Consider the following 20,339-nt stretch of genomic DNA (forward strand, 5'->3'; position numbering starts at 1 on the left):
ATGTTTTATCTCTCGAAGATCGTCTGGCTGGTCGCACAGCCGCTTTCGCTTGTGTTCCTGGCGATCCTGCTGGCGCTGCTTCTCAGCCTCGCGGGTTGGCGGAAATCCGGTTTCCTGTTTTCGAGCCTTGCTGCGCTTCTGCTGTTCGTGACGCTTTACACGACAACCGGCAATGTTCTTCTGCAAAGGCTCGAGAACAAGGCACTGCGCCCTCAACCGGACCCCGCCTCTGTCTCCTGCATCATCATGCTGGGTGGCGCGATCGAAAATGACGTGATGGACGCACGCGGTGGCATAGAGTTCAATGCAGCGGCGGACCGCTATACGCAGACGGTGAGACTGGCTCTAAAATACCCGCAAGCCAGTCTGATCATTTCCGGTGGCGATGGTTCGTTCAGCGGGCGTTATGAAGGTGAAGCAGAGGCGACAGAACGGTTTTTTACCGATTTGGGGATCAACGCCGACCGTCTGATCAAGGAAAACACGTCGCGCAATACGTTTGAGAACTCAGCCAACACCAGGGAGCTATTAGAGCGGCATGGCCTGACAGATTGCCTGCTGGTGACCTCCGCCTTCCACATGCCACGCGCCACGGCGCTCTTTGCCAAAATGGGGATCGGCGTTATTCCCTACCCGGTCGATTACCGAACGACTGGTAGGACGGAGATCGGCTTCGATTTCACCCAACCCTCGCTGAATGCCCAGAACATGGCAACGGCGGTCCGGGAATGGCTGGCGATCGTCGCCTATCGGCTATCCGGGCGAACCGGCTGACTATTTCTTCGAGATCGTGACCATTTGCGCGCCGCGGATCCGGACCGTCATTTCACAATCGGGCTTTTCGGTACGGTTGCAATATTTCGGGTGCATCTTGAAGACGAACACCATGTTGCCGAACCGCTTGACGAAATCATAGCCATAGATCTGGGCGGTGGCGATCATGAAGTAGCCGCCTTCCTTGACCTGAAGATAGAAGTTGTTGGGGCAACCTTCCTCGGTGCAGCCAATGCCCTTCTGACCCTTGCAGGTCATTTCTCCATGATTGACGACTGCGTCGATCAACCCATCATTATTGACGTCAAAGCGCTTGATGAAGCCATCGCCGAACAAAACGCCGGGGCATTCCTTGCGGTAGTGATCCTTTTCGTAGATCTCGGGATCACTTAACAACGGCTGCTGCGCAGAGGCAACCGAGGGCGCGACTGCCATGAGGATAGCGAGCGATGACATCAAGAAAAGATTGCTGAAGCTTTTTACCACGATCGACTTCCCCGATGCTTTTTCACGGCATACAAACCTGCCGGGACGGCGGCATCAAAATCAGATGCCGCGCATATAATCGCGCCGTACTTGTGCGACGCTTGTGAACATTAAGGGGAAAGCCCTGCCATGGCTCTGCTCGGATTGCTGGATTACGCAGGGGTCGCCCTGTTTGCCGCCACAGGCGCGCTTGCAGCATCACGCAAGCAACTGGATCTCATCGGCTTTCTGTTCTTCTCGGCGGCCACGGGGGTGGGCGGCGGGACTCTGCGTGATCTCGTGCTCGGCAAGCCAGTTTTCTGGGTCGCTGACCCGACCTATCTGCTCATCTGTGTTGCAGTTGGAATCATCGTGTTTCTGACAGCGCACATGATCGAATGGCGCTACCAGTTGCTGATCTGGCTGGATGCGATCGGTCTCTCGGCCTATAGCGTTATGGGGGCGGCCAAGGGCTTGGCGACCACCGGTTCGCCAACCATCGCCATCGTTACCGGCACGATGACGGCAACGTTCGGCGGTATTCTGCGCGATCTGATTGCCAACGAGCCGTCAATTCTGCTGCGCCCTGAAATCTATGTGACGGCAGCACTTGCTGGCGCCAGCGCCTTCACAGCCGCACAGCTGCTGGATCTGCCGCTGGCCGCCAGTTCCGCAGCGGGCATCGTCATCGCTTTTGCGCTTCGCGGAGGTGCACTGCATTTCGGATGGACGCTGCCACGCTATCGCCCGCGTCCAGGCAGGCCCGCGGACGAGGCGCTGAAGACGAAAACCAAAAAGCGGAATTAATCAGGATTTCTTTTCGCGCAGGCGGATGATCACATCCACATGGGCGATTTCCATTCCCTCGGGTGCTTCGGGAAGATTGCCGATTTCGATATTGCTGACCGGAATATCCAGCACCTCGTTGCGTCCCTCGACGAAGAAGTGGTGGTGATCGGAGATATTCGTATCGAAATAGGTCTTGGCGCTCTCGACGGCCAGAACGCGAATCAGTCCGGCTTCCGTAAACTGGTGGAGCGTGTTGTAGACGGTCGCCAGCGACACAGGCACGCCTGCCTGGGAGGCTTCCTCATGCAGTTCTTCGACCGTCAGATGACGATCACCTTTGGCGAACAGGAGATCGGCCAGCGCTACGCGCTGACGCGTCGGGCGCAAGCCGCACGCGCGAAGTCTTGTTTCCACTTGAACTGTGGCGTCCGCCATTCGTTGCCTTGCTCCATCAAGACCAATGTACTCAAGTTTTCGATATAACTTTTGCAGCCCTTACTTTCAATAGCGAGAAATGGCGCTTCTAAGGTTCCTGTTAGGTCGAAATGCGAAAAATGCGCTCAAAGCCTCTGGTTTGCCGGTGCCGCTTCCTATATGCCGACCACCAAGATGGCGCGAAAAGCTTCTGCTTATCCGCAGGAGACCTAACCCTCGCGCTTCATTTTCCAGCGGTCTTGCTTTAAACACGCTGTGGACCAAAGACGAGGGGGAACGGAAAGACCTCATGAGCAGCAGACAATCCAGCTACACATACGAAGAACTGATCGAGTGCGCCCACGGCAGACTGTTTGGGCCGGGCAATGCGCAATTGCCGCTGCCGCCCATGCTGATGGTTCACCGGATCACGGAAATTTCCGAAACAGGCGGCGCCTTCGACAAGGGCTTTCTGCGCGCCGAGTTCGATGTGCGGCCGGACGACTGGTATTTTCCGTGCCATTTCGAGGGCAATCCGATCATGCCAGGATGCCTCGGCCTTGACGGGATGTGGCAGCTGACCGGCTTCTTCCTCGGCTGGCTGGGTGAGGAAGGCCGCGGAATGGCTCTCTCAACCGGCGAAGTCAAGTTCAAGGGCATGGTTCGCCCGCACACAAAACTCCTGGAATACGGCATCGACTTCAAGCGTGTCATGCGTGGGCGTCTGGTTCTTGGCACCGCCGATGGCTGGCTGAAGGCCGATGGCGAGACGATCTATCAGGCGACCGACCTTCGTGTTGGGCTTTCCAAGGACAAGGCGGCCTGATTGCAGGCCAGTGCCAGGAAGCCGGCGATGTCGGCTTTCTTTTTTCAACGACTTCAAAAGGTTCATTGTCATGCGACGGGTAGTTGTCACGGGTTTGGGTGTCGTTTCTTCAATCGGCAATAATGCCGATGAGGTGACCACCTCGCTTCGCGATGCCAAGTCCGGCATCACCTTCTCCAGCGATTTTGCCGAGCACGGCTTCAAGTGCCAGGTCTGGGGCAAGCCTACCCTTGATCCGACCGAACTGGTGGATCGGCGCGCGATGCGCTTTCTCTCCCAGGGCGGCGCCTGGAACCATGTTGCGATGAAGCAGGCGATTGCCGACGCAGGCCTGGAAGAAGCCGATTACGCGCAAAATGAGCGCGTTGGCATCATCATGGGCTCCGGCGGTCCTTCCACCCGCCAGATCGTTGAAGCTGCCGATATCGTACGCCAGAACAACAGCCCCAAGCGCATTGGGCCGTTCGCTGTGCCGAAGGCCATGTCTTCCACTGCTTCGGCAACGCTTGCCACATGGTTCAAGCTGCATGGCGTGAACTACTCGATCTCCTCAGCCTGCTCGACATCGGCGCACTGCATCGGCAATGCGGTCGAAATGATCCAATGGGGCAAGCAGGATATGGTGTTTGCCGGTGGCCACGAGGATCTGGACTGGACGATGTCCGACCTCTTCGACGCCATGGGCGCCATGTCAACGAAGTACAACGACCGCGCAGAGGTTGCTTCGCGCGCGTATGATGCCAACCGAGACGGCTTTGTCATCGCCGGTGGCGCAGGCGTCCTCGTTCTCGAAGAGCTGGAGCGTGCCAAGGCGCGTGGCGCGAAGATATATGCGGAAGTGGTCGGCTACGGTGCGACATCCGACGGCTACGATATGGTCGCCCCCTCCGGCGAAGGCGCAATCCGCTGCATGCGGCAGGCGCTCTCTACAGTTAAAGGCGAGGTTGACTACATCAACACGCATGGCACATCCACGCCCGTGGGTGACGCCAAGGAAATGGGAGCGATCCGCGAAGTCTTCGGCTCCAAGATCCCGCACATTCAATCCACCAAGTCGTTGACGGGCCATTCTCTCGGCGCGGCCGGCGTTCAGGAATCGATCTATTCGTTGCTGATGATGCAGGCTGGCTTCATTGGTGAAAGCGCGCATATCGAAGAGATCGATCCAGATTTTGCCGATATGCCTGTCGTTCGTCAGCGCATCGACAATGCGAAATTCGATATTGCCCTTTCCAACTCCTTCGGGTTCGGCGGCACCAACGCCACGCTCGTCTTCCAGCGCTATAACGGATAAGACCATGAGCGGTATCATGCAGGGAAAACGCGGGCTCATCATGGGCGTCGCGAACAATCACTCCATTGCCTGGGGCATCTCCAAGGCTGTTTCGGCGCAGGGCGCAGAGCTGGCCTTCACCTATCAGGGTGAAGCGCTGGGCCGTCGCGTCAAGCCGCTGGCAGCAGAGGTCAATTCCGATTTCGTCCTGCCCTGCGATGTCGAGGATCTGGCATCTGTCGATGCCACGTTCGATGCCATCAAGGAGCGCTGGGGCAAGCTGGACTTCATCGTCCACGCGATCGGCTTCTCCGACAAGAACGAGCTGAAGGGCCTTTACGCGGATACGACGCGCGACAACTTCAGCCGGACCATGGTCATCTCCTGTTTCTCCTTCACGGAGATCGCAAAGCGCGCCGCAGAACTGATGACGGACGAAGGCGCGATGCTGACGTTGACCTATGGCGGCTCGGTGCGCGTTATCCCGAACTACAACGTCATGGGCGTCGCAAAGGCAGCTCTGGAAGCGTCCGTACGCTATCTGGCCGCAGACTATGGTCCAAAGGGTATTCGCGTCAACGCGATCTCGGCTGGCCCTGTCCGGACCCTGGCCGGCGCTGGCATTTCGGATGCACGCGCTATCTACTCCTGGAACCAGAAGAATTCGCCGCTCCGCCGCACCGCGACAATCGAGGATATCGGCGGTTCCGCCCTCTATCTCCTGTCAGATCTTTCGCGCGGCGTCACGGGTGAAATCCACTACGTGGATGCGGGCTACAACATCACCTCGCTGCCCAATCTGGATCGTCTGCGCAACGCCGACTCCGAGTAAGAAACCGAGCGTCGAACAAGAAAGGCCCCCGAATCATCAGATCCGGGGGCCTTTTCTAATCGATGGCGACTTTGACCTACTTTCGTGCCTGAAGCACCTTGAAGCGGGCATTGCGGCAAACTTCACTGCTTTCCTTGAATTCTGCCTTCAGGACCGGCTCATAGGGCAGACCGCGGTTGGCCACCATCAGCAACTGGCCGCCGATGCGCAGCGCGCTGGATGCTGCCTTGATGAAAGCCTGGCCGATGGCTGGATCGGCCGCGTGGCCCTCATGAAATGGCGGGTTCATGATCACGAGATCGTACTTCTCCTTGATCGGCTCAGCCACCAGATCCTGCCAGAAAAAGCGGGTCGCGAGATCCGGGCAATCGCGCGCAAGGTTCTGCTTCGCGAACTCCAATGCACGGTGATCGGCCTCGAAGAGATCGATACGATTGGTACGCGGCGACGCTTCCTTGAGCATGACCGAGAGATAGCCCCAACCTGCGCCCAGATCGGCTGCGTTTCCATCGAAATCGCGCGGCAGGCGGCTTGCGAGCAGCTCCGAGCCCGGATCGACATGATCGTGCGAGAAGGTTCCAGCAACGGTCTCAAACCGATTGTCGATCAATTGCGGCTGCTTTGCGAGCTTGACCACAGCAGCCGTAACGTCTGCCGGTCTTGTGAACCAGGCGACAACCCCGTGATACTTCGGCATGTGCTCCACGTCGAAGCCAAGATTGGCGAGCTGCTTGCGAAGCGGCTGGATGCCGTCTTCCTTGGCGCCGGCCAGAACAATGACCCCGCCGTCGCGCACACGCGTCAGGGCTTCGGCAACATTTTGCTCGTTTTCGCCTTTGTGCTTGCTGCACAGGATCAGCGCACCATCAAAGTTCTCGCCTTCAACTTCCGGAACCACACGGGCACCGGTCGCGCTCAAGGGACGAAAGAGAGGGCGAAGCGGCTGGATGTTCAGGATCTCAGCCTTGAAGTCCTCGGGTAAACGAGGCGCCACTTCCGCAGCAAGAAAGAGGAAGCGGCTGCCCTCGCCCGGCGCGTCCAGCGTGCCAATGGCGAAGGGATGAAACAGTGTTTTAGCGGCGTCGCGGATCATGGTGGGTTCCGGGTCTTAGAGCTTTTCCGGTCAACCGGATCATTGATTATGCTCTATGTCTTTGTTTCTACGCAGTCCGGACGCAAAACCGCTAACGCATTTTTGCTCGGACGTGCTCCGGGATAGCAAAAGGGCGCGGAAACGATCCCGCGCCCCAAGAATGGTCTCAAGAAGAAACCTTATTCAGCGGCAGCGTCGCCTTCAGCCTTCTTGATTTCCTGGCCGGTTGCCTGATCGACAACCTTCATGGACAGGCGAACCTTGCCACGCTCATCGAAGCCCATCAGCTTGACCCATACCTTGTCGCCTTCCTTGACGACGTCGGAGGTCTTGGCAACGCGCTCGGAAGCCAGCTGCGAGATGTGAACGAGGCCGTCACGTGCGCCGAAGAAGTTGACGAATGCGCCGAAGTCGGCCGTCTTCACGACGGTGCCTTCGTAGATCTGACCAACTTCCGGCTCTGCCACGATGGAATGGATCCACTTGCGGGCTGCCTCAATTTCCTTGCCGGAAGCAGATGCGATCTTGACCGTACCGTCGTCCTCGATGTTGATCTTGGCGCCGGTCTTCTCAACGATTTCGCGGATGACCTTACCGCCCGAACCGATGACTTCACGGATCTTGTCGACCGGGATGTTCATGACTTCGATGCGCGGTGCGAATTCGCCCAGCTGACCACGGCTTTCGGTGATGGCCTTGGCCATTTCGCCGAGAATGTGGTTACGGCCACCCTTGGCCTGGTTGAGAGCGACCTTCATGATCTCTTCGGTAATACCGGCGATCTTGATGTCCATCTGCAGCGAGGTGATGCCCGCTTCGGTGCCGGCCACCTTGAAGTCCATGTCGCCGAGGTGATCTTCGTCACCCAAGATGTCGGAGAGAACCGCAAAGCGCTCACCTTCGAGGATGAGGCCCATGGCGATACCGGCAACCGGCTTGGCCAAAGGAACGCCTGCGTCCATGAGCGCCAGCGAGGTGCCGCAAACGGTTGCCATGGAGGACGAACCGTTGGACTCGGTGATTTCAGACACGACGCGCAGAGTGTAGGGGAACTGTTCCGGCGTGGGCAGCATCGGGTGGATAGCGCGCCATGCGAGCTTGCCATGGCCGATTTCGCGGCGGCCCGGGGAGCCCATGCGGCCAGTTTCACCGACAGAATAGGGCGGGAAGTTGTAGTGGAGCATGAACTGCTCCTTGTACATGCCCGTCAGGCTGTCGACATACTGCTCGTCTTCGCCCGTGCCGAGCGTTGCAACGACCAGAGCCTGCGTTTCGCCGCGGGTAAAGAGAGCGGAACCGTGTGTGCGCGGCAGGATGCCAACTTCCGAAATGATCGGACGAACGGTTTCGAGGTCGCGACCGTCGATGCGGCTCTTGGTGTCGAGGATGTTCCAGCGAACGATCTTGGCCTGCAGGTGCTTGAACACGGCTGCAACCACTTCGGGCGCATACTTGGCTTCGCCTTCGGCAGGCAGGAAGTGTGCCTTGACCTTTGCCTTGACGGCATCAACGGCAGCGTAGCGGTCAGCCTTCTGGGTGATCTTGTAGGCGTCACGCAGTTCGGCTTCGGCAAGCTTCAGCATTTCGGCTTCGAGTTCGGAATGATCTTCCGGTTCGAACTCGCGCGGCTCCTTGGCAGCCACTTCAGCCAGCTTGATGATGGCGTCGATGACCGGCTGGAAACCCTTGTGGCCGAACATGACGGCGCCAAGCATGACTTCTTCGTTGAGTTCCTTGGCTTCGGACTCAACCATCAGAACCGCGTCGGATGTACCGGCGACAACGAGGTCGAGCGTCGACTCGTCCATCTCGTCCAGATGCGGGTTCAGAACGTATTCGCCATTGATGTAGCCAACGCGTGCGCCGCCAACCGGGCCCATGAACGGAACGCCGGACAGCGTCAGGGCAGCAGAGGTAGCAACCATGGACAGGATGTCCGGGTTGTTTTCCAGGTCATGCTGAATGACGGTGACGACAACCTGCGTGTCGTTCTTGTAGCCTTCCGGGAAGAGCGGACGGATTGGACGGTCGATCAGGCGCGAAACCAGCGTTTCGTTCTCCGAAGGACGGCCTTCACGCTTGAAATAGCCGCCCGGGATCTTGCCGGCAGCATAGGTCTTTTCCTGATAGTTGACGGTCAGCGGGAAGAAGTCCTGGCCCGGCTTCGGCTCCTTGGCAGAGACCACAGTCGCCAAGACCACGGTTTCGCCATAGGTGGCGATGACGGCGCCATCCGCCTGACGAGCAACCTTGCCGGTTTCCAGTCTGAGCGTGCGGCCTGCCCACTCGATTTCGACAGCATGTGTGTTGAACATGATTTTCAGTCCTTCATGCGCGGCGGCCTTGCACCTCACCCGCCAAGGGGAGCATGCCGAAAGCCGCATCCAGCGCTTCGTGTGACGAGATCACGGGCAAGACAACAAGAGGCTTTCAATGAGCCAGACTATGTGCCTGGCGAAAGCATCCGGCAATCCTGCCCCATGACAGGTCATCGGTTAAGTTAGCAGGAACGGCGGATCCGGGCCTGCCAAGTCTGCCGCAATCCATGCGGCCGTTTCCGGGTCTTGCGCCCGGATGAAATGCGGCGAACGACCCTTTGGATCGTCCGCCGAATCTGGTCTTAGCGACGGATACCGAGGCTCGAGATGAGCTTCGTGTAACGGCCTTCGTCCTTCTTCTTCAAGTAGTCGAGCAGCGAACGGCGGCTCGAGACCATCTTGAGAAGGCCACGACGGGAGTGGTTGTCCTTCTTGTGGCCCTTGAAGTGCTCGGTGAGGTTGTTGATCCGCTCGGTCAGGATAGCAACCTGGATTTCCGGAGAACCGGTATCACCTTCAACGGTTGCGTATTCCTTGATGAGGGCAGCCTTACGCTCTGCAGTGATCGACATCGGACAATCCTTTCTGAAATTTAGGAATAAAGACACCAAAGGCCGGGATGTCGTCCAGCCTTGGCCATGAACGCAAAGGGCACGCACAAGCGCACCCTAGCTGGCCGTGGCTATAAACCATTCGGCCATTGATGGGAAGAGCTATGTTAGTTGCCGCAAATCAGGCGAAAACGCGCTTCGGCCGGAACTCGCCCTGTCCGATTTCGCCGATTGCTACCAGCTTGCCACCGGCAAGCGCCACGGCCTCCGGCTCATCGACGGGCGCATCGCGTCCACGCAGAATGATCGGATTGCCCATGCGAATACGATGGGCCTGATCATCGCTGATGCGGATCTGCGGCAGCGCAGACAAGGCCTCGCTCGTCTCCATGAGGAATGCGTCGAGTGCTGCCAGACGCTCGTCACGGTCCTCGATCTCTTCCAGAGCCACCAGTTCCGCCAGTGGCACCATCGCCTCTTCAGCGAAAGGCGCTACAAACGTACGACGGAGGCCTGAAATGTGGCCGTAGCATCCAAGGTCGCGGCCAAAATCGCGCGCCAGCGAACGAACATAGGTTCCCTTGCCGCATTCGACTTCGAAGAAGGCGCGATCTTTTTCCGCCTTCAACAGCGTCAACCGGTGGATCTCGACCTCTCGAGACGGAATTTCGACCGTCTCGCCGTCACGCGCCAGATCGTAGGCGCGCTCCCCAGCAATCTTGATCGCCGAAAACTGCGGAGGAACCTGGCTGATGACGCCCGTATAATTCGGCAGCAGCGCCAGGATCTCTTCCTCTGAGGGACGCTTGTCAGAGGTTTGCGTCACCTCGCCTTCCAGATCGTCGCTCGTGCGCTCTTCGCCCCAGGAAACCGTGAACTCATAGATCTTGCGCCCATCCATGACGTAAGGCACGGTCTTGGTCGCATCGCCCAGAGCGATCGGCAACATGCCAGATGCAAGCGGATCGAGCGTACCGGCATGGCCGGCCTTCTGGGCGTTGAACAGCCATTTGATCTTGCCCACGGCTTCGGTGGAGCCAAAATCAACGGGCTTGTCGAGAACGAGCCAGCCGGAAATGGCCCGGCCCTTGGGTTTACGCGGTTTGGACATCTTGCTCTTATTCGTTTTCGTCATCTTTTTCAGCATCAGCGGCGAGATCGCGGCTGACTTCCGGTGAGCGCAGAAGCTCATCGATTTTCTTGTAGTTGTCGAAGCTCGTATCGTCGCGGAAGCGAACTTCGGGCATGTATTTCATCTGGCGAAGTGCGCCGCCCATACGTCCGCGAATGAATTTCGCGTTGCGGTTCAAGGCTTCGATAACCTTGGCATGATCGGACACGCCGAGCGGTGTGACATAGGCGGTTGCGATCTTGAGATCAGGTGACATGCGCACTTCCGAAACAGAAATGACCGTACGCTCGATGATATCGTCGCGCACTTCGCCCCGCTGCAGGACTTGCGTGATAGCGGCACGGACCTGTTCGCCAACGCGCAGCATGCGCTGGGAAGGCGCTGAAGAAGTTGCTTTGCTCATTGTTGTTTTTCTTTCCTTCGGCCAATCTCAAGATGCCAGAATAGCAGAATCCGGACCGGTTGGCGCGGGCAGGCGTGCTCAATGCCTCGCTTGATGCCAAACGTCAAGGTTTCCGGGCAAATCTGCCTGACATGCGTTCACGAAGAGCTGAGTTTTTCGATAACCCAACCCTACGAATTTTTGACCTGATGCGTTACCGTGTCGCACATCGAACTTGACGTTTTATGAGAATCCTCCATTTTAACCGCTGTCTCCCCCATGGCTAAACCGAAGCCGGGGATTGAACATTGGTGCCGGGCCCCTCTGGCGAGAGTTTTTACGGCGCTCTCGCGATGTCGGTACCGCCTGCAGCATAGCCGGCGGATAACAAACATGACCTACTATCCAATCCGTTCGACGGGTGACGCCCTGCGCGTGCCCGCAACTTTTTGCATGCCCTCCTTCGCGAATAGCCAGGAGGTGCAGCCATGAGCAGTTCCTCATCCTCCACCCTCGGTTATTTTCGATGGGCATTCATCGTCACCTTTGTCGGACTTGTGCTGGGTGGCGTTCTCGGCTGGCAGTCGACGGGAACCGTGAGCGGAACCCTCACGGTCTTCTTTATCTGTGCGGTCCTGGCCGTGCTGGAGATTTCCCTGTCATTCGATAACGCCATCGTCAATGCGAACAAGCTCAAAGACATGACGCCCGTGTGGCAGCAGCGCTTCCTGACATGGGGCATCCTGATTGCCGTCTTCGGCATGCGTATCGTCTTCCCGCTACTGATCGTCGTGATCGCAGCAGGCATTGGACCCATTGATGCCATCGTTCTGGCGGCATCGCGTCCGGAAGAATATTCACGTATCATGCACGAGGCGCATCTGCCGATCGCCGCGTTCGGCGGTACCTTCCTGATGATGGTCGGCCTCACCTTCTTCTTCAACCATGAGAAGGATGTGCACTGGGTGGAGTTTCTCGAAAGCCGTGTTGCACGTTTTGCGACGATCAAGGGCGTCGAGATCGCCTTCGTCCTGCTGCTGATCATGCTGTTCTCGCAATTGCTGCCGGAAGCCGATGCCTCGACCTTCGTGCATGCAGCAGTCTACGGCCTCCTGACCTTCCTTCTGGTGGAAGTGCTGGGCGGCGTTCTTGATGCGTCCCAGAAGACAATGAGCGAAGCGGCCAAAGGTGGCCTCGGAGCCTTCATCTATCTCGAAGTGCTCGATGCCAGCTTCTCCTTCGATGGCGTGATCGGGGCTTTCGCCCTGACGCAGAACCTGTTCATCATCGCCATCGGCCTCGGTATCGGCGCCATGTATGTGCGCTCGATGACCATCATGCTGGTGGAGAAGGGCACGCTTGCAGAGTATCGCTACCTGGAACACGGCGCATTCTATGCCATCCTGATCCTCTCGGTCATCATGTATGTACAGACGCTGTATCATATCCCGGAGGTCATTACCGGTCTCGGCGGCGCAGGTCTGATTGGTCTCTCGCTCTGGTCGTCCATCCGCTACAATCGACGTGAACAGGCACATGGTGCCGAAGCACTGACTTGAGTTCAGACACGATATCGGGCCCTTGATGGGCCCGGTTTCATTTTGCAGGTATCATGACATAACCGTAATAAAACATGACTTTTAAATACAGGAATTGACCGCTATTCAGGGAGGCAGATTGCTTCTCAATTTTCAGGAATTTGCCATGGATCAAGTTTCACCCCCTGTGACAGAGACGCCTCGTCGAGGCCCCAATTTGCCCTCCTGGACACTCACCGTGCTTGAAAGCTTCGACGTGACGCCAAAGATGCGGCGTATTGTGTTCAGCGTCGAAAACATAGACCGTTTCGAGTACAAACCTGGACAGGACATCGTCTTTTTCTTGAATGATCCGGCAGGCGGCCATGGACGCCGGCACTATACCGTGCGCGCAGTTGACCGGGATGCCAACACCCTCTCTGTGGACTTCGTTCTGCACGGTAATTCCGTCGGTCCCAACTTTGCCCGAAGCGTAAAGCCGGGCGATCAGGTCGAGGTAAAGGGGCCGCGCGGACGGGTGGTTTTCAGGCCGGATGCCGATTGGCACCTGCTGACTGGCGATGAAACCTGCATTCCCGGCATCCTGCACATTCTCGAGACATTGCCGACCGGCGCACGAGCGATGGCTTTCATCGAGATCGAGGATGATAGCTGGAAACAGGATTTCGAGACGCAAGGGGAAGTCACGATCGAGTGGATCGCACGCGGCAAGGCAGGCCCGAGCTCGGTGATGATCGATCGGTTGAGCACGCTTGCGCTGCCTGACGGACATGGGCAGGCTCTCATCATCGGCGAGACCAGCAATGTGCGGGCCCAGCGCCATTATCTCATCGAACGTGGCTTCAGCCGGGATCGGATCGCATCAGAAGGTTACTGGCGCCCCGGTCGCAACGGCGGTCACGATCACGTCGATGACTGACTTTCAGGTCAAAACAGAGCGGCATCGAGATCATCATCCGAGAGGACGGTAAGCGGTGCCTGCTCCGGGACAGCGGTTCCAAGGATGGCAGCGTGAAGCTCTCGCTCGGCCGCCATTGTGTAGATCCGGTTGATCCTGGGACCAATGACATCGAGTGCAGGCTGAAGGCGCGTGACATCGACGGACTGGTGGGAACTGGTATGCAGTTCCTCTTCGCACCGATGGAGGATTTCACCCAGATCCGCACGAAAATCCAATCGCTGAAGAGCGGCATTCATTTCAGCAACTCCAGAAGCGCCTTCCTTCGCCAAATTGGAAAGATCACCCTCCATGGCCTGGCCGACCGAGCGGATGCTTTCCAGCGCGCGCCGCAGACGATCATCAAGGCAATCCTGTGGAGCATCTTCTGGCGTATCGGTCAAAAGGCCTTTTGCCGCTCCTTCAAGCAACTTCAATTGCTCGAGGATCTGCTCAGCCGCTTCATCCAGATGACCTGCGAAGATGCGTAATTCCGCCGTGACAACGTTGATGGCCTTGCCTTCCTCGCCAATCTTGCCGCAACGCAGGTTCGTATTGAGGGCCATATAGTGGATGTCGCCGCGAACGACACGAACGATCCCGATGTCTTTCAGGAGAACTTCCACTGTCGCCAGGGTGCGCCTCGTCATCCGGGAAGCCTCGTCAGCGACCGCCTCGATTTCGGTAACGGCTGAACGCGCCTGTCCAATGCCGGTTTCGAGATCGCGTAACGATCCGTTCGAGGGCTCGTCACCCTCGCCGACCATTTCACGCTGGATTGTCGTGATCTGGCCAAGTTCATGACGGAAGCTCGCGATTGTCTCGACGATTCTCGCCGTATCGCGCTCAAAATCCTGGCGCGTCTGATGCAATTGTTCAGCGACGAGTTGGCGAACGATGGCTCTGAGCGCCTCATGATCGTCACGGCTCAGCGATGCCGCTTCCGCGGATAGAAGATAATCCTCCAGTATCGAGAATGAGGTCTGGCAGTGTTCGACACGTTGGCGAGTGATATCACCCACCTGCATGGCGGAAAGGGTGGAAGCCAACTTGTTCTGGATGCCCCTTGCAATACCCTTTACCTGCTCGGCACGCTGGTTGAGTTCGTGGCGGTGCGCGCTGATCTGATCGATGCCGCGCCCCAGGCCAGACACGATCGTCGGAATCGTCTGGCTATATCGGTCCAGTGTCGCGGAGCCCTTGCTCATGACAGGACCAAGTCCTGATCCGAGTTCGCCGAGCTTTTGCGACAGGCCATTGACCTGCTCGCTGCCTTCCTGGATGCGTTCGAGGATCTCTTCCGCAAATCCTGCGAAATCCGGGATACCGGCCCCTGTGATCTTGGCTGTTACGGCAAAGGTTCGAAGATAACGCAGTGTTTCCTGCATCCGGCTGATGTGAGGACGCAAAGAGCGTTCTGCCTCGGCAATTTCTCGAAATCCGATCTGCCGCTTCGCCTCGCCTTCCGTGAGGCTGGAAAGCCTGGCAACGGTGGCTTTCAGTTCGCCCATGGTGGCGTTGGCAGTTCCTTCGTCCAGCGAGCCGGTCAGGGCATCGAGAGAAGAGATCATCTTGTTCAAGATATCGAGAATAGACAGAAGTACAGCGCCACCGTCCAGAAAGCGTTGCTCGATGCGCGTACGCGCTTCCTCCAGCCGATCCGCATAAGATGAGGCATCGCGCGGAAAGCTCATCTCTTTTCTGGTTGCTGCCATTACCACGCCGTCAATCTCCGGTTTTAGGCAGAATTGCCCCGTTCCAGCACTGCGCATCGAGTTCCGAATCGCTTTACTCGACTTGTGCGTGAATTAGTTGACCTGCCGGGCGTTAAAGACTTGCCAATAGGACTCACGATTTCTGCAGCTTGGTTAATTTTCCTGACGCTGAAGTGCGCAATTCTGAAGGCACCGGAAATTACTAGGCAAGAAGTGATGCTCGACTATTAGTAACTTGTTAAGCATCCGGCACCACATTACCCAAAGTTGAATCACCGTTTAGCGACAGGTTAATTCGCGATGAGCAGCAATGAGACTGTGGCGGTCCTTTCCTGGGACGAAAGCCTTACGCTTCGCACCATATCTAACCATTGCGATGAGCTTCTATTAGCACTAACCCAGAAATCTGCGGTTGCTATAGATATAACTGATGACCAGCCTGTAGATCTCAGCCTCATCCAACTTATAGAGTCGGCGCGCATCTATGCCTCGACCTCCGGCAAGAAGCTCACACTGCTGAAGCCGGCGTCAGGTCATGTGCGTGACGTGCTTGAGCGAGGCGGTTTCCTGCAAAACATATCTCCGGAAGATTCCAACTTCTGGCTGCATGATGGAGTTAAGTAATGACCGCCAAGATTCTGACTGTTGACGATTCTGCCAGTATCCGCCTTACCACACGCGTTGCGCTCACCAATGCGGGCTATGCCATCACGGAAGCCGTGGACGGTATGGATGGATTAAGCAAAATGCGAAGCGGTCAATTCGATCTGATCGTGACAGACCTGAACATGCCGCAGATGGATGGCCTGACCATGATCCGCGAGCTTCGCAAGCTCCCTGCCTATATGGGGGTCCCGGTCATTTTTCTCACGACTGAATCCGACAACGAACTGAAGAGCCAAGCCAAGGCCGCCGGTGCGACAGGCTGGCTGACCAAGCCCTTTGACCCGGAAAGCCTGGTCAAGATTGTCAAGAAGGTTCTCGGCAGATGAGTTTTCCCGATCCAATAGCGGTTTTCCGTACGGAAGCTGCGGAATTGCTTGAGCAGATCGAAACCGGTCTGCTGGATCTCAATCATGACCTGGCCAACAAGGACCAGGTCGACGCCGTCTTCCGTGGGCTGCACACGCTGAAGGGATCCGGCGCCATGTTCGGGTTCGAGGCGCTGGCGGCCTTCACCCATCACTGCGAAAGCGCCTTCGATCAGGTTCGCAAGGGTGTTGTTCCGGCCACGCACGACCTGGTCAGTGCCGTCCTCAATGCCACCGACCACATGCGCGCGCTCATAGAGGTTCCTGCCGGGGATCACGACGCGGCAAGCGAACATCTTCTATCCGCGCTGAGGCTGGCCGTTGAGCATGCTGGCAATCCTGACATGCAGGCGATCGCCAAGCCTGCGGCCGGCCCCGACCTGACCCATTACAGGCTTCACTTCAGCCTGCCTCGCAATGCGATGGTGAATGGCACAAATCCGCTTCCCTTGCTTGATGAGCTTCGTGAGCTCGGAGAGTGCACTATCGAAGTCGACAAACAGGAAATCCCGGCGCTCGACGATCTGAACCCGCGCGATCTCTACCTCTCCTGGACTGTCGATCTGAAAACCACACAGCCACGCTCTGCTATCGACGACGTCTTCATTTTCGTCATGGATGAAATGCAGCTCAGCCTCGAAATTGTAGGCGAGCGTCGGAAGACTATCGCTGCGCCGATCGAACAGGCACAGCCACCACAGACCAAGGAAATCGAGATCGCCAGCGCCCCTGCCCGTCAGGACAGTGCGGTGCCTGCGAAATCTGCTCCGCAGCAACAGGACGCGAAGCAGGCAAAATCGAACGAGAACGTGCGTGTCCCGGCGGAGCGACTTGACGAGTTGATGGACCGGGTCGGCGAACTGGTTATTGCACAGTCTCGCCTTAGCCAGTTGGCTGGCTCCAGCGGCGACCTGCAACTGCGCGCCGTGTCGGAGGACGTCGAGCGGCTTTCCGGCGAATTGCGTGACACGATGATGGTCCTGCGCATGGTTCCGGTTGCGCATCTCTTCAGTCGCTTCCGCCGTCTGGTCCATGATCTTGCCATCGAGACCGGCAAGACCATTGAACTGATCACCGAAGGCGAGACGACCGAGGTGGACAAGAGCGTCGTCGAACGTCTCGCGGACCCTCTGGTTCATCTTGTTCGAAACTCCTGCGACCATGGGCTGGAAACGCCGGAAGAACGCAGAGCCGCCGGAAAGGACCCTGTCGGTCACATTTACCTCTCCGCGCGCCAGGCGGCGGGCGAAGTCATCATCACCATCAAGGATGATGGGCGCGGCATCAATCGCGAGCGTGTGCGAGCCAAGGCGGAAGCGTCCGGGATCATCGCTCCCAACGCGGTCTTGGCAGATCAGGATCTTCTACAGCTCATCTTCCAACCGGGCTTCTCGACAGCACAGCAGGTGACAAACTTGTCCGGCCGTGGTGTCGGCATGGACGTGGTCAAGCGGACGATTGACGCTCTGCGTGGCTCGATCGACGTGATGAGCCACAACGGCACCGGATCGGAAATCTCGCTCGCCATTCCGCTGACGCTTGCAATCATCGATGGGCTATTGGTGCGGGTTGGCGCCGGTCGCTACGTGATACCGCTCTCCGCCGTGGAGGAATGCCTGGAACTTTCGCCGGAAGAGGACATGCGTTCTCGCGGACGCAGCTTCATCTCGCTGCGCGACAGCCTGGTTCCCTTCATCCGCCTGCGGGATCTCTTCCATACGAACACGACGCCAGATCCCTTCCAGAAGGTCGTGGTGATCTCGACCGGCTCGGAACGTGTCGGTCTCGTGGTGGACCAGATCATCGGCGACCACCAGACCGTGATCAAAAGCATGTCCAAACTGCACCATGACGTCGCGACCTTCTCCGGTGCAACCATCCTTGGCGATGGCGGGGTCGCCCTTATCCTCGACGTCGGCCATCTGGTCGCGGCGGGGCAGCATCAGGAGGCGCAATTGCGCGCAGCAGGATGAGCGAACCGGCACGAAAACTTCCCGAAAGCCTCTGGGGAAATGCAGAAGAACTGGAGGTTCTGACCTTCGATATCGCTGGCGAAATGTTCGCCCTGGAAGCGATCAAGGTTCAGGAAATACTCGATCTTGTACCAGAAACCAGTGTGCCTGGCGCCAAGGCCTTCGTTGCGAGCGTCATCAACTTTCGCGGAAAGGTCATCCCGCTTGCAGATATCCGCCTGGCCTTCGGCATGGAGGCCACACGCACAACGATCGATAGCAGGATCATCGTCATCCAGCTCGAGATAGAAGGGGAGCCGACCTTGGTCGGCATCCGTACGGATAAGGTGAATGAAGTCACCACTCTGATGAAGTCCGCGGGTGAACCGCCTCCGAGCGTCGGCATGCGCTGGCGTCCTGACTTCATCGACTGCCTCGTCAGACGAGGTGGAGAATTCATCATAATCCCCAACCTTCACACCATTTTCTCGGCTCAGGGTGACCGCCTCGGCGGAAGCTCGTCGCAAGCCTGAGCCAAAAGGAAGACCGACATGCGGATAACCATAAAGTTAAAATTGACAGTTGCATTCGCTCTGATCGTTTTGATGTCTGCGGCGATGGCAGTCCTCTCCATTAACAATCTCTCCACGCTCAATTCGGCAATTACAGACATCGTCAAGGGACCGGCCGAGAACCTGGCCGATTCCGGCGCGCTGGGCAAAGCGGTGCTGAACAGCATTCGGTTCGAGAAAAACGCGATCCTCAACACCGATGCCAAGCGTATCCCGTCATTTGTTGAGGGCGCCAAGAATGCGCGCGCCGAGGTCCGCAAGAACCTCGCCACGCTTGAGGAAAGCAAAAATAAGGATCTGCAGAAGCAATTGCAGGATTTCCGAGCAACATTCGAAGGCTTTGAACGTCTGCAGGATAGTATTCTGGCACTAGCGACCGAAAACACCGACGAATCTAATCGTAAGGCTGGTGAGCTTTCGATGGGTGAAGGCGCACAAATGGTTGGCAGGCTGTTGCAAGCTGTTGAAGCCGTGAACAAAGCGGTTGCGGATGAACTGGTCCAGATCGATGAGGAAACAAATCAGCTCTACGCTCAATCACGCACGACCCTGATTGCTGGAACAGCAGCATTGCTGATCTTCTCCTGCGCGGTTGGCATTTTCGTTGCGGTCGGTATCAATCGCGGTCTGCGCAACGCCGTTGGGGCTGTGCAGGGAGTTTCCGAAGGTGATCTGACCAAGCTTGCAAATGTGACGACCCGCGATGAGATCGGCGATCTTCTCGGCTACGTGAATACGATGATCGAGCGCCTCCGGAGCGTCGTGGGCGACGCGCTCTCTGCCTCCGATAACGTCTCCAGCGGTAGCCAGGAACTTTCTGCCAGTTCGGAACAGCTGAGCCAGGGCGCGACTGAGCAGGCTTCTGCTGCCGAGCAGGCCTCCGCCTCAATGGAAGAGATGGCCGCCAACATCAAGCAGAATGCCGACAACGCCGCCCAGACGGAAAAGATCGCCCGCCAGTCCTCGCGCGATGCAGAAGCGTCCGGCCAGGCCGTAAACAAGGCGGTCGGTGCGATGCGCACGATTGCGGAAAAGATCTCCATCGTTCAGGAAATCGCCCGACAGACAGACCTGCTTGCCCTGAACGCTGCCGTCGAAGCCGCACGTGCCGGGGAACATGGCAAGGGCTTTGCCGTCGTCGCCTCCGAAGTACGCAAGCTCGCAGAACGCTCGCAGGCTGCGGCGGCTGAAATCTCCGCCCTCTCCGGTGACACCGTGCAGGTTGCGACGGAAGCAGGCGAGATGTTGAACCGGCTGGTACCAGACATCCAGAAGACGGCGGAACTTGTTTCCGAAATCTCTGCCGCTTGCCGTGAACAGGATATCGGTGCAAGCCAGATCAACGACGCGATCCAGCAGTTGGACAAGGTGACACAGCAGAACGCAGGGGCATCGGAAGAGATGTCGGCGACCTCGGAAGAGCTCGCCGCACAGGCCGAGGAGTTGCAGGCCTCCATCGCCTTCTTCCGGGTCGAGGCTTCCGGTGGGCACCGGACAGCTCCCGTATCGTCGGCGAGTGCCAAGACAAAACGTGCCCCCCCCAAAGCCGCGCCGCAACGTCGCCCTGACAACAGCGTGGCTGGTCAGCAGTCCCGCGTCAAAGGGTTCGCGCTGGATATGGGCGGACCCGATGATGAAGACGCACACTTTCGTCAGAGCGCCTAGGCGCTCTGACTTCCAAACCTACATCTCGCCCGTTCTGGGGAACCGGGTCGTTTAAGCTTTCTTCGCTCACGGGGATTCAG

At 57.8% G+C, this 20,339-nt stretch carries 20 protein-coding genes; 12 read left to right on the forward strand and 8 right to left on the reverse strand.

The annotated features are described in order from the left end of the window. Positions 1–774, forward strand: a complete 774-nt coding sequence (locus tag G6N80_RS10400; RefSeq protein WP_165133581.1) for a YdcF family protein — start codon at positions 1–3, stop codon at positions 772–774. On the opposite strand, the gene G6N80_RS10405 is transcribed toward G6N80_RS10400, so the two are convergent. Beyond that, positions 775–1,230 (reverse strand): hypothetical protein, encoded by a 456-nt coding sequence (locus G6N80_RS10405; RefSeq protein WP_062555447.1) that lies wholly within the window; start codon positions 1,228–1,230, stop codon positions 775–777. A 159-nt stretch (positions 1,231–1,389) separates the two neighbouring features. Here G6N80_RS10405 and G6N80_RS10410 point away from each other — a divergent pair, with 159 nt between their 5' ends. Next, positions 1,390–2,046, forward strand: a complete 657-nt coding sequence (locus tag G6N80_RS10410) for a trimeric intracellular cation channel family protein (RefSeq protein WP_062554968.1) — start codon at positions 1,390–1,392, stop codon at positions 2,044–2,046. On the opposite strand, the gene irrA is transcribed toward G6N80_RS10410, so the two are convergent. Further along, positions 2,047–2,463, reverse strand: a complete 417-nt coding sequence (irrA, locus tag G6N80_RS10415) for an iron response transcriptional regulator IrrA (RefSeq protein WP_165133584.1) — start codon at positions 2,461–2,463, stop codon at positions 2,047–2,049. Between the two features lie 289 nt (positions 2,464–2,752). Between irrA and fabA the strand changes: the two genes are divergently transcribed. The 3 genes from fabA (at position 2,753) to fabI (ending at position 5,373) form a co-directional block, all read left to right on the forward strand. Beyond that, positions 2,753–3,268, forward strand: a complete 516-nt coding sequence (gene fabA / locus G6N80_RS10420) for a 3-hydroxyacyl-[acyl-carrier-protein] dehydratase FabA (RefSeq protein ID WP_062554966.1) — start codon at positions 2,753–2,755, stop codon at positions 3,266–3,268. A 70-nt stretch (positions 3,269–3,338) separates the two neighbouring features. Next, a complete protein-coding gene (fabB, locus tag G6N80_RS10425) occupies positions 3,339–4,562 on the forward strand; it encodes a beta-ketoacyl-ACP synthase I (RefSeq protein ID WP_165133587.1) in 1,224 nt (407 codons plus the stop codon). 4 nt (positions 4,563–4,566) lie between these two features. Beyond that, on the forward strand, positions 4,567–5,373 hold the full coding sequence (gene fabI, locus G6N80_RS10430) for an enoyl-ACP reductase FabI (RefSeq protein WP_062554964.1): 807 nt from the start codon (positions 4,567–4,569) through the stop codon (positions 5,371–5,373). Between the two features lie 76 nt (positions 5,374–5,449). Here fabI and G6N80_RS10435 read toward each other — a convergent pair whose 3' ends face one another. The 5 genes from G6N80_RS10435 to rbfA all read right to left on the reverse strand — a co-directional run bounded on the left by G6N80_RS10435 (position 5,450) and on the right by rbfA (position 10,870). After that, positions 5,450–6,466, reverse strand: a complete 1,017-nt coding sequence (locus tag G6N80_RS10435) for a class I SAM-dependent methyltransferase (protein ID WP_165133590.1) — start codon at positions 6,464–6,466, stop codon at positions 5,450–5,452. Between the two features lie 179 nt (positions 6,467–6,645). Continuing rightward, the gene (gene pnp / locus G6N80_RS10440; protein ID WP_062554962.1) at positions 6,646–8,781 is read right to left on the reverse strand and encodes a polyribonucleotide nucleotidyltransferase; all 2,136 of its coding nucleotides are present in this window, start codon (positions 8,779–8,781) and stop codon (positions 6,646–6,648) included. Between the two features lie 305 nt (positions 8,782–9,086). Then, positions 9,087–9,356 (reverse strand): 30S ribosomal protein S15, encoded by a 270-nt coding sequence (rpsO, locus tag G6N80_RS10445; protein ID WP_062554961.1) that lies wholly within the window; start codon positions 9,354–9,356, stop codon positions 9,087–9,089. A gap of 160 nt (positions 9,357–9,516) precedes the next feature. Further along, complete coding sequence (gene truB, locus G6N80_RS10450) at positions 9,517–10,446, reverse strand: tRNA pseudouridine(55) synthase TruB (protein ID WP_165133593.1); 930 nt, start codon at positions 10,444–10,446, stop codon at positions 9,517–9,519. A 7-nt stretch (positions 10,447–10,453) separates the two neighbouring features. After that, on the reverse strand, positions 10,454–10,870 hold the full coding sequence (gene rbfA, locus G6N80_RS10455; protein WP_165133596.1) for a 30S ribosome-binding factor RbfA: 417 nt from the start codon (positions 10,868–10,870) through the stop codon (positions 10,454–10,456). Between the two features lie 467 nt (positions 10,871–11,337). Between rbfA and G6N80_RS10460 the strand changes: the two genes are divergently transcribed. Both G6N80_RS10460 and G6N80_RS10465 read left to right on the forward strand, forming a co-directional pair. After that, a complete protein-coding gene (locus G6N80_RS10460) occupies positions 11,338–12,408 on the forward strand; it encodes a DUF475 domain-containing protein (RefSeq protein WP_062554959.1) in 1,071 nt (356 codons plus the stop codon). A 145-nt stretch (positions 12,409–12,553) separates the two neighbouring features. Then, positions 12,554–13,306, forward strand: coding sequence for a siderophore-interacting protein (locus tag G6N80_RS10465; protein ID WP_165133599.1), 753 nt, complete (start codon positions 12,554–12,556; stop codon positions 13,304–13,306). A gap of 8 nt (positions 13,307–13,314) precedes the next feature. On the opposite strand, the gene G6N80_RS10470 is transcribed toward G6N80_RS10465, so the two are convergent. Then, on the reverse strand, positions 13,315–15,045 hold the full coding sequence (locus G6N80_RS10470; protein WP_206531711.1) for a chemotaxis protein: 1,731 nt from the start codon (positions 15,043–15,045) through the stop codon (positions 13,315–13,317). A gap of 294 nt (positions 15,046–15,339) precedes the next feature. Here G6N80_RS10470 and G6N80_RS10475 point away from each other — a divergent pair, with 294 nt between their 5' ends. Genes G6N80_RS10475 through G6N80_RS10495 form a run of 5 tightly spaced genes read left to right on the forward strand, consistent with a single transcriptional unit; the run spans position 15,340 to position 20,259 of the window. Beyond that, positions 15,340–15,663 (forward strand): STAS domain-containing protein, encoded by a 324-nt coding sequence (locus tag G6N80_RS10475; protein WP_165133605.1) that lies wholly within the window; start codon positions 15,340–15,342, stop codon positions 15,661–15,663. Beyond that, positions 15,663–16,031 (forward strand): response regulator, encoded by a 369-nt coding sequence (locus tag G6N80_RS10480; RefSeq protein ID WP_062554956.1) that lies wholly within the window; start codon positions 15,663–15,665, stop codon positions 16,029–16,031. The genes G6N80_RS10475 and G6N80_RS10480 overlap by 1 nt, the downstream gene beginning before the upstream one ends. Next, the gene (locus G6N80_RS10485; protein WP_165133608.1) at positions 16,028–18,043 is read left to right on the forward strand and encodes a chemotaxis protein CheA; all 2,016 of its coding nucleotides are present in this window, start codon (positions 16,028–16,030) and stop codon (positions 18,041–18,043) included. The genes G6N80_RS10480 and G6N80_RS10485 overlap by 4 nt, the downstream gene beginning before the upstream one ends. Then, entirely contained in the window at positions 18,040–18,555 is a 516-nt protein-coding gene (locus tag G6N80_RS10490; protein ID WP_165133611.1) for a chemotaxis protein CheW, read from the forward strand. Before G6N80_RS10485 ends, G6N80_RS10490 begins: the two co-directional genes overlap by 4 nt. Positions 18,556–18,573: 18 nt before the next feature. Next, positions 18,574–20,259, forward strand: a complete 1,686-nt coding sequence (locus G6N80_RS10495) for a methyl-accepting chemotaxis protein (RefSeq protein WP_165133614.1) — start codon at positions 18,574–18,576, stop codon at positions 20,257–20,259. Positions 20,260–20,339: the final 80 nt, after the last annotated feature.

This window comes from Rhizobium rhizoryzae (assembly GCF_011046895.1).
Lineage (GTDB): Bacteria > Pseudomonadota > Alphaproteobacteria > Rhizobiales > Rhizobiaceae > Neorhizobium > Neorhizobium rhizoryzae.

What these genes read in the sequence shown, in the direction of transcription:
- G6N80_RS10405 (WP_062555447.1), bottom strand. Translation starts at nt 1,230, where the DNA reads ATGTCATCGCTCGCTATCCTCATGGCAGTCGCGCCCTCGGTTGCCTCT.
- G6N80_RS10410 (WP_062554968.1), top strand. Translation starts at nt 1,390, where the DNA reads ATGGCTCTGCTCGGATTGCTGGATTACGCAGGGGTCGCCCTGTTTGCC.
- fabI (WP_062554964.1), top strand. Translation starts at nt 4,567, where the DNA reads ATGAGCGGTATCATGCAGGGAAAACGCGGGCTCATCATGGGCGTCGCG.
- G6N80_RS10485 (WP_165133608.1), top strand. Translation starts at nt 16,028, where the DNA reads ATGAGTTTTCCCGATCCAATAGCGGTTTTCCGTACGGAAGCTGCGGAA.
- irrA (WP_165133584.1), bottom strand. Translation starts at nt 2,463, where the DNA reads ATGGCGGACGCCACAGTTCAAGTGGAAACAAGACTTCGCGCGTGCGGC.
- G6N80_RS10435 (WP_165133590.1), bottom strand. Translation starts at nt 6,466, where the DNA reads ATGATCCGCGACGCCGCTAAAACACTGTTTCATCCCTTCGCCATTGGC.
- G6N80_RS10490 (WP_165133611.1), top strand. Translation starts at nt 18,040, where the DNA reads ATGAGCGAACCGGCACGAAAACTTCCCGAAAGCCTCTGGGGAAATGCA.
- G6N80_RS10495 (WP_165133614.1), top strand. Translation starts at nt 18,574, where the DNA reads ATGCGGATAACCATAAAGTTAAAATTGACAGTTGCATTCGCTCTGATC.
- G6N80_RS10465 (WP_165133599.1), top strand. Translation starts at nt 12,554, where the DNA reads ATGGATCAAGTTTCACCCCCTGTGACAGAGACGCCTCGTCGAGGCCCC.
- rbfA (WP_165133596.1), bottom strand. Translation starts at nt 10,870, where the DNA reads ATGAGCAAAGCAACTTCTTCAGCGCCTTCCCAGCGCATGCTGCGCGTT.
- G6N80_RS10480 (WP_062554956.1), top strand. Translation starts at nt 15,663, where the DNA reads ATGACCGCCAAGATTCTGACTGTTGACGATTCTGCCAGTATCCGCCTT.
- G6N80_RS10460 (WP_062554959.1), top strand. Translation starts at nt 11,338, where the DNA reads ATGAGCAGTTCCTCATCCTCCACCCTCGGTTATTTTCGATGGGCATTC.
- G6N80_RS10475 (WP_165133605.1), top strand. Translation starts at nt 15,340, where the DNA reads ATGAGCAGCAATGAGACTGTGGCGGTCCTTTCCTGGGACGAAAGCCTT.
- G6N80_RS10400 (WP_165133581.1), top strand. Translation starts at nt 1, where the DNA reads ATGTTTTATCTCTCGAAGATCGTCTGGCTGGTCGCACAGCCGCTTTCG.
- pnp (WP_062554962.1), bottom strand. Translation starts at nt 8,781, where the DNA reads ATGTTCAACACACATGCTGTCGAAATCGAGTGGGCAGGCCGCACGCTC.
- fabA (WP_062554966.1), top strand. Translation starts at nt 2,753, where the DNA reads ATGAGCAGCAGACAATCCAGCTACACATACGAAGAACTGATCGAGTGC.
- rpsO (WP_062554961.1), bottom strand. Translation starts at nt 9,356, where the DNA reads ATGTCGATCACTGCAGAGCGTAAGGCTGCCCTCATCAAGGAATACGCA.
- fabB (WP_165133587.1), top strand. Translation starts at nt 3,339, where the DNA reads ATGCGACGGGTAGTTGTCACGGGTTTGGGTGTCGTTTCTTCAATCGGC.
- truB (WP_165133593.1), bottom strand. Translation starts at nt 10,446, where the DNA reads ATGTCCAAACCGCGTAAACCCAAGGGCCGGGCCATTTCCGGCTGGCTC.